At 61.7% G+C, this 13453-nt stretch carries 16 protein-coding genes; 10 read left to right on the top strand and 6 right to left on the bottom strand.

The window, feature by feature from the left end; genetic code table 11:
* Positions 1–48 precede the first annotated feature (48 nt).
* Positions 49–855: an NUDIX hydrolase gene (locus HNE_RS10225; RefSeq protein ID WP_011647063.1), complete on the top strand. Its 807-nt coding sequence runs from the start codon at positions 49–51 to the stop codon at positions 853–855.
* Here the strand turns inward: HNE_RS10225 and HNE_RS18020 are convergent.
* Together HNE_RS18020 and HNE_RS10215 are read right to left on the bottom strand one after the other, a co-directional pair.
* Positions 852–1472, bottom strand: coding sequence for an Hpt domain-containing protein (locus HNE_RS18020; RefSeq protein ID WP_011647062.1), 621 nt, complete (start codon positions 1470–1472; stop codon positions 852–854). The two genes, HNE_RS10225 and HNE_RS18020, sit on opposite strands and share 4 nt — an antisense overlap.
* Before the next feature lie 79 nt (positions 1473–1551).
* Entirely contained in the window at positions 1552–2319 is a 768-nt protein-coding gene (locus HNE_RS10215; protein WP_011647061.1) for an NAD kinase, read from the bottom strand.
* Positions 2320–2531: 212 nt separating this feature from the next.
* Here HNE_RS10215 and HNE_RS10210 point away from each other — a divergent pair, with 212 nt between their 5' ends.
* The gene (locus HNE_RS10210; protein WP_011647060.1) at positions 2532–3323 is read left to right on the top strand and encodes a class II aldolase/adducin family protein; all 792 of its coding nucleotides are present in this window, start codon (positions 2532–2534) and stop codon (positions 3321–3323) included.
* A gap of 96 nt (positions 3324–3419) precedes the next feature.
* Positions 3420–4637 (top strand): 5-aminolevulinate synthase, encoded by a 1218-nt coding sequence (gene hemA, locus HNE_RS10205; RefSeq protein ID WP_011647059.1) that lies wholly within the window; start codon positions 3420–3422, stop codon positions 4635–4637.
* A gap of 86 nt (positions 4638–4723) precedes the next feature.
* Here hemA and HNE_RS10200 read toward each other — a convergent pair whose 3' ends face one another.
* Positions 4724–5134, bottom strand: a complete 411-nt coding sequence (locus HNE_RS10200; RefSeq protein WP_233351894.1) for a MucR family transcriptional regulator — start codon at positions 5132–5134, stop codon at positions 4724–4726.
* A 206-nt stretch (positions 5135–5340) separates the two neighbouring features.
* Between HNE_RS10200 and glyA the strand changes: the two genes are divergently transcribed.
* From glyA to nusB, 7 genes are read left to right on the top strand one after another with little or no spacing between them, the layout of a single operon-like run.
* Positions 5341–6648, top strand: a complete 1308-nt coding sequence (gene glyA, locus HNE_RS10195; protein ID WP_011647057.1) for a serine hydroxymethyltransferase — start codon at positions 5341–5343, stop codon at positions 6646–6648.
* Between the two features lie 6 nt (positions 6649–6654).
* Positions 6655–7134, top strand: a complete 480-nt coding sequence (gene nrdR / locus HNE_RS10190) for a transcriptional regulator NrdR (RefSeq protein WP_011647056.1) — start codon at positions 6655–6657, stop codon at positions 7132–7134.
* Positions 7131–7784 (top strand): RibD family protein, encoded by a 654-nt coding sequence (locus tag HNE_RS10185; protein WP_011647055.1) that lies wholly within the window; start codon positions 7131–7133, stop codon positions 7782–7784. The genes nrdR and HNE_RS10185 overlap by 4 nt, the downstream gene beginning before the upstream one ends.
* 18 nt (positions 7785–7802) lie before the next feature.
* The gene (locus HNE_RS10180; protein ID WP_011647054.1) at positions 7803–8423 is read left to right on the top strand and encodes a riboflavin synthase; all 621 of its coding nucleotides are present in this window, start codon (positions 7803–7805) and stop codon (positions 8421–8423) included.
* A 3-nt stretch (positions 8424–8426) separates the two neighbouring features.
* Complete coding sequence (gene ribB / locus HNE_RS10175; protein ID WP_011647053.1) at positions 8427–9554, top strand: 3,4-dihydroxy-2-butanone-4-phosphate synthase; 1128 nt, start codon at positions 8427–8429, stop codon at positions 9552–9554.
* 1 nt (position 9555) lies between these two features.
* Positions 9556–9984 carry a 6,7-dimethyl-8-ribityllumazine synthase gene (ribH, locus tag HNE_RS10170; RefSeq protein ID WP_011647052.1) on the top strand — a complete coding sequence of 143 codons (429 nt, stop codon included), beginning with the start codon at positions 9556–9558 and terminating at the stop codon, positions 9982–9984.
* Positions 9984–10448, top strand: a complete 465-nt coding sequence (gene nusB, locus HNE_RS10165) for a transcription antitermination factor NusB (RefSeq protein ID WP_011647051.1) — start codon at positions 9984–9986, stop codon at positions 10446–10448. The genes ribH and nusB overlap by 1 nt, the downstream gene beginning before the upstream one ends.
* Before the next feature lie 231 nt (positions 10449–10679).
* Here the strand turns inward: nusB and HNE_RS10160 are convergent, their stop codons facing one another.
* The 3 genes from HNE_RS10160 to erpA form a co-directional block, all read right to left on the bottom strand.
* Positions 10680–11504 (bottom strand): hypothetical protein, encoded by an 825-nt coding sequence (locus HNE_RS10160; protein ID WP_011647050.1) that lies wholly within the window; start codon positions 11502–11504, stop codon positions 10680–10682.
* A gap of 115 nt (positions 11505–11619) precedes the next feature.
* Positions 11620–12789 carry an epoxide hydrolase family protein gene (locus HNE_RS10155; protein WP_011647049.1) on the bottom strand — a complete coding sequence of 390 codons (1170 nt, stop codon included), beginning with the start codon at positions 12787–12789 and terminating at the stop codon, positions 11620–11622.
* 314 nt (positions 12790–13103) lie between these two features.
* The gene (erpA, locus tag HNE_RS10150; protein WP_011647048.1) at positions 13104–13445 is read right to left on the bottom strand and encodes an iron-sulfur cluster insertion protein ErpA; all 342 of its coding nucleotides are present in this window, start codon (positions 13443–13445) and stop codon (positions 13104–13106) included.
* Positions 13446–13453 lie beyond the last annotated feature (8 nt).

The following is a 13453-nucleotide window of genomic DNA, read 5'->3' as shown; positions in this document are numbered from 1 at the left end:
GAAGAGACCCGGTGAATTTGCCGGAAATTGGACATAAAGAGGCATCAAATGACCGCCCAGACCCTGCCAGAAGCCCGCCTTTCCGCAACAATTCTCCTTATGAGAGAAGGGGTTAGCGCGCCTGAAGTCCTGATGGTGAAGCGCCATTACGAGATCGACTTTGCCGCTGGCGCGCTGGTCTTTCCAGGCGGAAAAGCCAATGCGGGCGACACAGATCCGGGCTGGGATTCGTATACGGACGGCGATTTCGGCCCCATCCAGCAGGACGCGCGCATCGCCGCCATCCGCGAGGCATACGAAGAATCCGGCATCGTCCTCGCCCGCCACCGCAAATCGCTCGGGGCAGGGGCGCCGCTCGTGGGCGCAGACATTGCCGACAAGCTCGCCCCCCACCGCGCCGCGGTCGACCGGGGCGAAATCCCGTTCCTCGATCTCGTGCGCGAGCATGACCTCGCCCTGGCGCTCGACCGGCTCGTCCATTTCGGCCACTGGATCACGCCGGTGATGATGCCCAAACGCTTCGACACGCACTTTTATATTGCCCGCGCCCCCAGCGGTCAGATCGCTGCCCATGATGGCCGCGAAACGACGGACGCTGTGTGGCTGTCGGCAACTGAAGCGCTGGAACAGGAAAAATCCGGCAAAGCCACCATCATCTTCCCCACACGGATGAACCTTGTGAAGCTCGCCCAGGCGCAAACCCTGTCAGATGCTGAAACACGCTTCTCCAGCCAGCCGGTGGTAACCGTCCTGCCAGAACCGGGTAAAACCGAAACCGGCGCGCCCTGCCTCTTCATTCCCGAAGAGGCTGGCTATGGCCAGACGGTCGAGCTGCTGTCGAATGTGAAGGTTTAGCCCGCCGAGGAAACTTTGAGCGCCACGCGCTTTTCCAGCGCCTCGCACACGGCGTCGGCAACCGACTCTGAGCCCTCGCCCTGAGGGCCCGCGCCAACGGCGGCGCGGCAGGCTTCAATATGCAGGTTGATCAGCGCGCTGTTCTCGCCGGGGCGCGTCCCGCTCAGCAGGTCGCACAGCGATCCGCAGAGGCGTGAGGCGGCCGGGTATCCGTAGGACGACGCCGCGCCGCGAATATTGTGCGCGCAGGTGTAAAGCGTGCGGTAATCGTCGGCGTCGGCTTCCGGCTTCTGCGCAATCCGCCAGGCGTCGCGCATCTTTTCCAGATCGTTGCGCATCCAGCCTTCAAATTCTTCGGTCAGTGCGTCGAGCGCTTCCTCAGCCTGGGTCTCCATCACCTGGGGATCGGTAATGAACTCGGCCAGCGCGAAGGCGGCTGGTTCAGGCGCGTGCGCTTCCTCATCGTCGGCCTCATACCAAGCGGCAGGCATGGGCTCATGATAAGTTGTAGCCAGGGAAGGTTTGATGACGCGCGAAATATCTGGCGCGGCTACGGCCTGTGCCGGCTTGCGGCCAAGTTTGCCCGTTTCGAGACCTTTCAGGAATTTACCCAGCATCACTCCACCCTCGTTTCTTGAGGGGCAGGATTAACCAACAAGATTTAACATTACGCTGACGCGAGCCGTTGAAACTGCTTCAGAAAGCAAACTGCTCCCGCAAAATTCGCTCATCCAGCGCATGGCCGGGGTCAAACAGCACCTTCAGGGTGCGCGCTGGGTCAGTTTCCACCGTCACCTTGGCAATATTGCGCACTTCTTCATTGTCCGCAGACGCAGACACCGGCCGCCGGTCAGGCGCCACCACTTCAATGTCTACCCTTGCTTCAGCCTTCAGCAGCGCGCCGCGCCAGCGCCGGGGCCGGAACGCGCTCACCGGCGTCAGCGCCAGCAGCTTTGCCCCGATCGGCAGGATCGGGCCATGGGCGGAGAGATTATACGCGGTCGATCCGGCGGGCGTCGCGACCATCAGCCCGTCGCACACCAGCTCCTCCATCCGCACCCGCCCATCCACGATGATCTTCAGCCGGGCCGATTGCGCCGTCTGGCGCAGCAGCGAAATCTCGTTGATCGCCATCGCCCGGTGAACCGTGCCGTCCAGGTCCGTCGCCTGCATCCGCAGGGGTGACAGCGTGGCCCGCTCGGCCGCCTCGATTCGCTCGGGCAGGCCATCGGCATGAAAGTCATTCATCAGGAAACCCACGGTGCCCAGATGCATGCCATAGACCGGCTTGCCATCGTCAAAGCGCCTGCGAAGCGTGTCCAGCATGGCGCCGTCTCCGCCCAGGGCGACGATCACGTCGGCCTCTTCCTCGGAATAATGGCCGTACTTGTCGCGCAGCTGCGGCAGCACCTGCTGCGCCTCTGGCCGTTTGGAAGCATAAAAAGCAATACGCAGCGGGGTCATGCGGCGGCATGTGGGAATGTTTTGCCCCACCCGTCAAGGCGGGCCCCGAACAGGGGCCGGGAATGGGGTCTGCCAAGCGGGGCAGGCCTTCCCTCGCGGCAAAAAGTGACGCGCGCGTCATCTGAATCTGGCGCTGACGGCCAAACTCGTTTACTTTCGCCTGCGAAACCGCAGATCACGCCCAGAGAAACGCATTGAGGGAGACTATCACCATGGCCGACGGCGCAGGTAAAATCGACATCCGCAATTCTGTCAGCGAAGCCGAATGGCAGGCGCGCGTAGATCTCGCGGCGATGTACCGTCTCACCGCGCTTTACGGCTGGGATGATATGATCTTCACGCACATCTCCCACCGCGTCCCCGGCCCGGAACACCACTTCCTGATCAATCCCTACGGCTATTTCTTCGAGGAAATCACCGCCTCCTCGCTGGTGAAGGTCGATCTGGACGGCAACATCGTTCAGGAAACCGATGCGATGATCAATCCAGCCGGCTTCACCATCCACTCGGCCATCCATGCCGCGCGCGACGACGCCCATGTCGTCATGCACGTTCACACCGATCAGGGCGTGGCGGTCTCCGCCCAGAAAGAAGGTCTCCTCCCGCTCAGCCAGACGGCCATGATCGTGCGCGAAGATGTCGCTTACCATGATTACGAGGGCATCGCCCTTGATCTGGACGAACGCGAGCGCCTGGTGCGCGACCTTGGCGAGAAGAAGCATTCGATGATCCTGCGCAACCACGGCACGCTCACCTGCGGCGCCACGGCGGCCATCACCTTCAGCCGCATGTTCTTCCTGGAGCGGGCCTGCACCATGCAGATCATGGCGCTTTCGGCAGGCCGCGACGGTGTTCTGGAGTGCGATACCGGCCTTCAGCAGAAGGTCGCCGGGCAGGGTGGGATGACCGAGCACAGCAACGGCATGGCTAAGCTGACCGACATGCTCGTCTGGCCCGCGCTCCTGCGCAAGCTCGACCGGGATCTGCCCGGTTATGCCGCATAGGTATTTTCCCTGATTAGACTAAATGGGTTGCCGGAATAAGCCTCCGGTAACCCAAGTTAAACATGGTCATAGTCGAAAAGAGTTCAGAGTAGCGCCATGCAGCATCTCAAAGCCTTCGAAGACGCCCTTGGCGCCATTCACAGCGAAGGACGGTATCGGGTCTTTATTGATCTTCACCGTCACAAGGGCCGCTTTCCAAAGGCCACCGCCCGGTTTGAAGCGGGCGAGCGCGAAGTCACCATCTGGTGCTCGAACGACTATCTGGGCATGGGCCAGGATGACGATGTCATCAAATCCATGCACGAAGCGATCGACAGCTTCGGCGCCGGTTCGGGCGGCACCCGCAACATCTCCGGCACCACGCGCTTCCACGTCGATCTGGAGCAGGAGCTTGCTGACCTTCACCGCAAGGAAGCCGCGCTCCTCTTCACCTCAGGTTACGTGTCCAACGAAGCGACCCTGTCGACGCTCGGCAAGATCCTGCCTAACCTGATCATCTATTCCGACGCGCTCAACCACGCCTCGATGATCGAGGGTATCCGCCGCTCTGGCGCCGAATACCGCGTCTTCCGCCATAACGACGTGGACCATCTGCGTGCGCTTCTGGAGCTCGACGACGCTGACCGTCCCAAGCTGATCGCGTTCGAAAGCGTCTATTCCATGGACGGCGACTTTGGCCGCATGGAAGAGATCTGCGACCTCGCCCAGGAATTCAACGCCATCACCTATCTCGATGAAGTGCATGCCGTCGGCATGTACGGAGAGCAGGGGGCAGGCGTGGCCGAAATGCTCGGGCTGGCTGACCGGATCGACATCATGGAAGGCACCCTGGCGAAGGCTTACGGCGTCATGGGCGGCTATATCGCCAGCCATTCCAGCGTCATCGATGCCATCCGCTCCATGGCCTCGGGCTTCATCTTCACCACTTCGACCTGTCCGGTCATGGCTGCCGGCGCCCTCGCCAGCATCCGCAAGCTGCGCGCCGATGAAGGCCGCCGCCTGCGCGCTATCCATCAGGACAAGGCCGCCACCCTGAAACAGAAGTTCCGCGATGCGGGCCTGCCTGTGATGGAGTCGCCCTCGCACATCGTCCCGCTGCTGGTGGGCGATCCCGAACGCTGCAAGGCGCTGTCCGACACCCTGCTGTTCGACTTCGGCATCTACGTTCAGCCGATCAACTATCCCACCGTCCCGCGTGGCACCGAGCGCCTGCGCTTCACGCCCAGCCCCGTGCATGACGAAGTGATGATGGATGAACTGGTCGCCGCCATCCTCGCGGTCTGGAAACAGCTGGGTCTCGACAAGGCCGCTTAAGGGCGCGTTTTGTCCCAAAGTGTCCCGGTTTGTCCTGGAAAGTGCTTAGAGTGGCCCGGTTCTGCCGGGCCATTTTGCGTTTGAAATCAACGCTTCTTGCCCAGCCCGATCTGCTTGGCGTGCTTCGACCGAAGCTTGGCATAATTGGGCGCCACCATCGGATAGTCCGCCGGCAGGCCCCATTTGGCGCGGTAATCCTCCGGCGTCATGTCAAACCGCGTGCGCAGATACCGCTTCAGCATCTTCAGCTTCGCGCCATCTTCCAGACAGATCAGAAACTCCGGCGTAACAGACTTGTTGATCGCAACCGCCGGCTCCAGCTTCTCGGCCGGAACTGGCACAGTATTCGTCAGATCGCTCAAGGTTGCGTGGACACTCTTGATCAGAGCGGGCAGCTGATCCGACTGTATCGCATTGTTCGCCACATAGGACGAGACGATCTCGACGGTCATGTCCAAAGCGTCCAAGTCTTCCGGATCAGTCATCGTCCACCCCATGCATCCTGTAATTGCTGCAACGATTCTCGCAATTCTTCGCTTGTCTAAGTATAATCGATACGGCTCGTAAAGTATCGGCCTATCTTTTTCATCGCGGCGGCGATTATTCTTCCACTCTAGTTGAATTTCTGTAGAACTTCGAGTCGCAGTTGCCGAGCCTGCCTGCACCGCGTAAACAGCCCCAGACCGTCGCAAAGGAGGCTCCCATGGCAGATTCGGCGCATGTTCCAGAAACGCTGGCCGGGGGCTTTTTCTCCGTTGGTCTTGCAGAGCGCGACCCCGAGCTGGCCGCTGCGATCAACCAGGAAGCCACCCGCCAGCAGCACCAGATCGAGCTGATCGCCTCGGAGAACATCGTCTCCCGCGCCGTGCTCGAAGCCCAAGGCTCGATCCTCACCAACAAATACGCCGAAGGCTATCCCGGCAAACGCTACTATGGCGGCTGCGAATTCGTCGACATCGCTGAGGAACTCGCGATCGAGCGCGCCAAGAAGCTGTTCAATTGCGGCTTTGCCAACGTCCAGCCAAACTCCGGCAGCCAGGCCAACCAGGGCGTCTTCCAGGCGGTCCTGAAGCCCGGCGACACCATCCTCGGCATGAGCCTCGCCGCCGGTGGCCACCTCACCCACGGCGCCAAGCCAAACCAGTCCGGAAAATGGTTCAACGCTGTCCAGTATGGCGTGCGCCCGGAAGACCACCTGATCGACTTTGATGAGGTTGAGCGCCTTGCCCGCGCCCACCGCCCGCAGATGATCATCGCCGGTGGCTCTGCCTATCCGCGCCAGATTGACTTCAAACGCTTCCGCGAGATTGCCGATGATGTCGGCGCCATCTTCCTGGTCGACATGGCCCACTTTGCTGGTCTCGTCGCCGGCGGCGCCCATCCCAACCCGCTCGACCATTGCCACATTGCCACCACCACGACGCACAAGACCCTTCGGGGCCCGCGCGGCGGCATGATCCTCACCAATGACGAAGCTCTCGCCAAGAAGATCAACTCGGCCATCTTCCCCGGCATCCAGGGCGGTCCCCTAATGCATGTCATCGCCGGCAAGGCGGTCGCCTTTGGCGAGGCGCTGATGCCGGAATTCAAGACCTATGTTGAGCAGGTCGTCTCCAACGCCCGCGCCATGGCCGCAGCCTGCCGCACGGCGGGCCTCGATGTCGTCTCCGATGGCACCGACACCCACCTCGCGCTGATTGACCTGCGCCCCAAAGGCGTCACCGGCCGCGACGCCGAAGCCGCTCTCGAGCGCGCCTACATCACCTGCAATAAGAACGGCATCCCGTTCGATCCCGCCCCGCCGACGGTCACCTCGGGCATCCGGGTCGGCTCGCCTGCGGGCACCACGCGCGGCTTCCGCGAGGAAGAGTTCATCCAGATCGGCACCTGGATCGGCGAGATCGTAGACGCTCTGGCCAATGGCAACAGCGACGCGGTTGAAGCCCGCGTCCGCGAAGAGGTGAAGGCGCTCACGGCGCGTTTCCCCATCTATGAGGGGCTGGGGGGCTGATCGGCTTTGCGCTGTCCATTCTGCGGTTCTGACAATACATCCGTAAAAGACAGCCGCGCCGCTGAAGACGATACCGCTGTGCGCCGCCGCCGCGTCTGTGAAAGCTGCGGCGCCCGCTTCACCACCTTCGAGCGTGTGCAGCTGCGCGAAATCATCGTCGTCAAACGCGATGGCAAACGCAGCCTGTTTGACCGGGAAAAACTGCAACGCTCCATCCTCATCGCCCTGCGCAAACGCCCAGTGGACCGAGACCGGATCGACCAGATGGTCTCCGGCATCGTCCGCAAGCTGGAAAGCGGCGGGGAAACCGAGGTGCCCTCCTCAGAGGTCGGCGAGTTGGTGATGGAAGCGCTCAAGCGCGTCGATCCCGTCGGCTATGTCCGCTACGCCAGCGTCTATCGCGACTTCAAAGACCCGAGCGATTTCGCCCAGTTCATCGAAAAAGCCGCCCTCGAAGACGAAGACGACGACGCGGACGGGAAATGAAAAACCTCCGCATCACCCTCAAGATTGCGTCCTCACTGGATGGGCGCATCGCGCTGGCCGATGGCACCAGCCAGTGGATCACCTCCAGCGCGTCGCGCGCCCGCGGCCACCAGATGCGCGCTGAAAACGACGCCATCATGGTCGGCATCGGCACAGCCCTGGCGGACGATCCGCTGCTCACCGCCCGCACCGTGCCGCTCCCGGCCAAACAACCCGTCCGCATCGTCGCCGATTCCAACGCCCGCCTGCCCACCGCCTCGCGCCTCGCCAGCTCCACCGATCTTGGCCGCGTTGTCGCCGTCACGGCGGGGCAGGGCAGCGACGCCCTCGCCGCTGCCGGGGTCGACATCTGGCGCTGCGGCAACGGTGTTCGCATGGACGCGGGCGAATTCGTCCGCCGCGCCGAAGCCGAGGGTCTGCGCACGCTGCTCATCGAAGGGGGCAGCACGCTGGCCGCCAGCTTCATGCGCGCCGGCCTCGTGGACGAGATCGCCTGGTTTCGCGCCCCCATCCTGATCGGCGGCGATGGCTTGCCCGCCCTCGGGGCGCTGGGCCTGTCAGACCTGAAATCTGCGGCACGCTGGCGCCCTGTCGCGACGGAACGGATTGGGGATGACGTCCTCGATACTTATGTTCGATCTGAGCAATAGGCACCCAGGATAAGAACCATGTTCACAGGTCTCGTCACCGATGTCGGCACTGTCCGCAAGGCAGAGCACCGCAACGGCCTCACCCGGTTTGAGGTCGAAAGCGGCTACCCGCTCGCCCAGATCGCCATGGGCGCGTCCATTCTCCATTCCGGTGTCTGTCTCACCGTCGTAGACAAAGGCGAAGCCGAGCGAGGCGCCTGGTTTGCGGTCGAAGCTGTCCCCGAAACCCTGTCGAAAACCATCCTCGGCGGCTGGCAGGAAGGCACACGCGTCAACCTCGAGCAGAGCCTCAAGCTCGGCGATGAACTCGGCGGACACTTCGTGTTCGGCCATGTCGACGGCGTCGGCGAGATTGTCTCGGTCGAGGCCGAAGGCCAGTCCTTCCGCGTCACCATCCGCCCGCCCGCCGCCATCTCGCGCTACTTCGCCACCAAGGGCTCGGCCGCCGTTGATGGCGTCTCGCTCACGGTCGCCGCCGCGCTGGAGAATGGAGACTTCCAGGTCGCCATCATCCCGCATACCTGGGAAGTCACCACGCTTGCCGCGTTGAAGCCCGGCACAAAGGTAAACCTCGAAATTGATATGCTTGCGCGCTATGTGGCGCGGATGATCGGTGCGGACGCGCCACAAGGGAGTTAGATAATGAGCAGCGAGTTCACCGCCGCCATCTCCTCGATTGAGGAAATAATCGAAGACGCCCGCAACGGGCGCATGTTCATCCTGGTGGATGCCGAAGACCGTGAGAATGAGGGCGACCTCATCATCCCGGCCACCTTCGCCACGCCCGAGGCGGTGAACTTCATGGCCAAGCATGGCCGGGGCCTCATCTGCCTCGCCATGACGCAGGAGCGCGGCCACACGCTGCGCCTCGACATGATGACCCGCAACAACCGCGAAAGCATGCAGACGGCGTTCACCGTCTCCATCGAAGCGAAAGAGGGCGTCACCACCGGCATCTCCGCCCATGACCGTTCCCGGACAATTGCCGTGGCCATCGATCCGACCAAGGACGATGACGACATCGTCAGCCCAGGGCATATCTTCCCGCTGATCGCCAAGGAAGGCGGCACGCTCGTCCGCGCTGGCCATACTGAAGCAGCGGTCGACATTTCCCGCATGGCCGGGCTCTATCCCGCCGGCGTGATCTGCGAAATCATGAATGATGACGGCTCCATGGCCCGCTTGCCGGAGCTCGTCGCCTTTGCCCAGCTTCACAATCTGAAAATCGGCACCATTGCCGACCTGATCGCCTGGCGCCGCCAGAACGACCGGTTCCTGGAGCGCCGCATTGAGACGGCGCTGGAATCTGACTATGGCAGCGGCTTCCGCACGGTCTGTTTCCGCAACACGATGGACAATTCCGAACACATCGCCATCGTCCACGGAGACATCACGCCCGACGCGACAACCCTTGTCCGCGTCCACCGTACAGACATCCTTTCCGACATCCTCGGCGAGAAGGGCCCGCGCTCTGGCCTGGTCGCCCGCGCCATGCGCCTGATCGCCAAAGCGCCCGAGCCCGGCGTCGTTGTGTTCGTTAACGCGATGCAGCCCGGCTCCATCGCAGAGCGCCTGGGCCTCAAATCCGGCGCCGCGCGCGACCCCTCCGCGCCCATCCGCGAATACGGCATCGGCGCGCAGATCCTGCGGGAACTGGGCGTGCGCAGCATGATTTACCTGTCCGATACGCAGCCCACCCGCCTTGCGGGGCTTGACGGATACGGTTTGACAATAGAGGGCTGGCGCCACCTGAGCGAGGAGAATACTTAAGATGGCTGACCGCGTTTTGATCGCGATTTCGCGCTATTACAAACACATCAGCGACGAGCTGGAAGCAGGCGCGCTCGAAGTGCTCGAAGCTGCCGGCGCCAAGATCACCGTCATGGAAGTTCCCGGCGCTTTCGAAATCCCCGGCGTGATTGCCATGTCGGCCGATTCCGGCCGGTTTGACGGCGCCGTCGCGCTTGGCTGCGTCATCCGCGGCGAGACGAGCCATTATGATTATGTCTGCGGCGAGAGCGCACGCGGCCTGATGGACCTCATCGTCCAGCGCCGCCAGGCCATCGGCTACGGCATCCTCACGGTTGAAAACGAAGCGCAGGCGCTCGCCCGCGCGGATCGCAAACGCAAGAACAAGGGCGCCGAAGCGGCCAATGCCTGCCTTGCGATGATCAAATTCCGCAAAGAGCTGATCGGTTGATGACCCAGGAAATGCCCTTCGACGTCACACGCGCGCGCCGCGCTGGCGCGCGCCTTGCGGCGGTTCAGGCACTCTACGAAATGGAGCAGACGGAGAAATCCGCCCGCGCCACCATCCGCGAATTCATGGAAGACCGTCTGGGCCTCGGCCCGGATGGCACGCCCGTTGAAGACGCAGACCCCGACCTCTTCAAATCCATCGTAAACTCCGTGGTCGAACATCAGGCGAAGATCGACACCGCCATCCTCGCGCGCCTCGCCGAGGGCTGGAAACTCACCCGCCTCGACGCCACCATGCGCGCCCTCCTGCGCGCCGGCGCCGCCGAATTCATCGCCCATCAGGAACTCTCTGACGCGATCATCCTCAGCGAATACGTTTCCCTCGCCCACGACTTCTTCGACGAAGGCGACGCCAAATTCGCCAACGCCGTGCTGCAAAACATGGGCCGGGATTTGCGCGCTTAAGGAGCGTTTCCTACGCCTCCCTCCACTCCATCGTCACCCTCGACCGGTGCAGCGCGTCTGAGGGCCCATCGCCAGACACCTTCGCAGGTGCAATCGGTGAAGTCAGAAGCTGGGCGCTCAGATGGCGTTTGGCCATAGAGCGTAACGAAGCCATGGGGGGCTGAGAAGCAACAGTTCAGGGTTGCCTGAAGGCGCACCCTGCCATCTGTCAGTTCTTCAACGACGTATTACCTAGAAAGTGGTTTCGACATTCTCGTCGATCTCGGGGGGGGCTGCCTTTGCCTCGGCAAGCAACTCTTCGGTGACTGCCGCTGTCCGGCGTATGCTCCGGACTGCATCCCAGTGAGTCCAGTGCGCCGTGATTTCGATGCTGGAGTAATAGCTGTTGCTGCCGATCCAATATCTCGCAGTAAGATTCGCCGGCCGGCCGGCCAGGTAAGCGTAATGCAATTCAGCCTCCTTGAGTGAACATTCGAACTTGGCGATGCGTTCAGCTCTCGGCAGACCGTCACATTGTTTCTCTTGGTCTGTGTAAGCGGCGTGCCTCTCTTCGAGATCAGGGGAAGAACTTCCGGTCTTGGACCACGTCTTGTTGTAATTGTTATAGTCTAGTTCCCCATACTTGCCGGTGAGGCGCGCATTCATCGTCTCGATGTTTGGCTGGTCGGGGTAGTTCTCGCTGAATTTGATGTAGGTGGCGAACACCTTGCTGGCATCCGTTCCGGTCCCGGACAGATCAAGATTGCCGAAATCCAATGTCATTTCGGCCCTGTGAATCGGGCCTCGGTGGCTCTGAACATGATCGGTGGTCTCGCACTCCATCGTCCCGGCATGTCCATTGGAATTTATAACAGTGCCATCGGAATTCATCATCTTGGAAAAATCGCATTCGAACCCTCTTTCGGTGAGCGTGGCGATGATGGTATCCGGCGAATCGCCGAGCTTCACGCCTGAGATGTCAAAGCGGTTGAAGGATTCCGGCAACTCCACAACCTGCGCATTAGCGACTGTTGCCAGAATGGATGCGCCCAGCGCGAAAATGGCGAATTTTTGCATGAAGTTCCCCTACGTGCTTACCATAGTTGTTCCACACCAGAAATCGTAAGTCGGGTCAGCTGAAGGTGCAACCCATTACCCGGCGCACTATGGAAAGCGCGGCGTACAGATGGAATTACCCCACCTCCCGCGCCCAAGCCCGCACATCTTCCACATAAACCTCCGGCGCTTCCATCGCCGCAAAATGCCCCCCGCGCGGCATGTCCGTCCACCGAGTAATATTATACGCCCGGTCCGCCCAGCTCCTCGGCGGCGCCACGATGTAGCGTTCACCTGGATAGCTCGCAAAAGCCGTCGGCGTCTCGCAGCGCTCGCCCTCGGGCAGGCCATTGCCGCCTTCCTGGAAGAGGGCGTTATAATACCAGACGCTCGTCGCAATCGCGTCATTGACGAGGTAGATCATCACATTCGTCAGCAGCTGGTCGCGCGTGTAAACCTCAAAAAGGCCGCGCTCCGTAAGATCGCTCCAGCCGTGAAACTTCTCCAGAATCCACGCCGCCGTGCCCATCGGCGAATCCATCAGCGCCATCGCCAGCGTTTGCGGCTTGGTCGCCTGCTGCATCAGGTAAGCGCCCTCTGCCTGCATCATCATTTGCGAATGCTGCAGCCATTTCGTTTCCTCCGCCGTCTGAGGAACTGCCGGTGTCGGCCGGAAGCCCATCATATTGAGATGGATCGCCTTCGCCCCGCCTTTGCCCTCGCTCAGCCCATGGTTCTTGCCGATCCAGGACGTGACCATCGACCCCCAATCCCCGCCCTGCGCCAGATAGCTGGAATAGCCCAGCACCTCCCGCATCAGCGTGTCCCACATCGCCGCCGTCGCCCGCTGGCCCAGCGGCGAGGCAGGCTTGCCGGAAAAGCCATAACCGGGCAGGGACGGGATCACGAGATCAAACGCATCCTCCGCCTTGCCGCCATGCTGGGACGGGAAGGCCAGCGGCCCGATCGCCTGCCAGAATTCATAGATGCTGCCCGGCCAGCCATGCGTGATCAGCAGCGGACGCTTCCCCTTTGCCTCCCCCACCACATGCACAAAATGGATCGGCAGCCCGTCCACCTCAGCCCTAAATTGTGGCCACCGGTTCAGCTCGGCCTCGGCCGCCCGCCAGTCATACGTCTCCAGCCAATAACGCTGAATGTCCTTCATCACCTCGGTCGACATGCCATAGGCAAAGCCCTGCTCATTGGCCGGGGCAGGGAACCACCGATACCCCTCCACCCGCGCCCGGATCTCGGCAAGCTTTGCGTCTGGAACCTGAACTTTGAATGGTGTCGGCACTGGCATGGCATGTCCCCTCATCTGGCCAGACGAGCCTAGCCCACACCCTCGTTCCAGCTAAGCCATCCCCCAGCGGCAAGACCCCTTAACCCCTCGCCCATGAAGTGGGAGAGGAGGGACCCGCGCTCGAAAGAGCGTGGGAGGTGAGGGGCGCCCGAAGGGCGCGAGATGTCCCACGGTGTCCCAAGATGTCCTAAAGTGTCCCGATCTGTCCCGGCGGTGTCCCCCGTGTGACCAAAACTGCCACACAAAAAAACTCCAACCGCGTTGGAGTTTTTGCCCCCTCGTTGGAGGAACCGTTGGAGTTTTTTAGAGCTTTTTCAGACCGAAAAACTGGTCCCGCAGCCACAGGCCGCGGTCGCGTTCGGGTTCTTGATCTTGAACGCCGCGCCGATCAGCTCTGTGGAAAAGTCGATCTCCGACCCCTGCAGAAACTCCAGGCTCATCTCGTCGATCAGCACACTTGCCCCGTCGCGTTCGATCACGACATCATCCGCATTTACAGCAGGCGCGAAGTCAAACTTGTAGGAAAAGCCCGAACATCCCCCACCTTCTACGGACACGCGCAGATAGGCGGCGCCGTCCTGTTTGGCGAGAATCGCATTAATCCGCTTCGCAGCAGAAGCAGTCAGTGTCACATCCGGGGCAATGGTCTCGGTCATGGGCCTAA

This window comes from Hyphomonas neptunium ATCC 15444, assembly GCF_000013025.1.
Lineage (GTDB): Bacteria > Pseudomonadota > Alphaproteobacteria > Caulobacterales > Hyphomonadaceae > Hyphomonas > Hyphomonas neptunia.
This window is presented reverse-complemented; position numbering and strand designations above follow the sequence as displayed.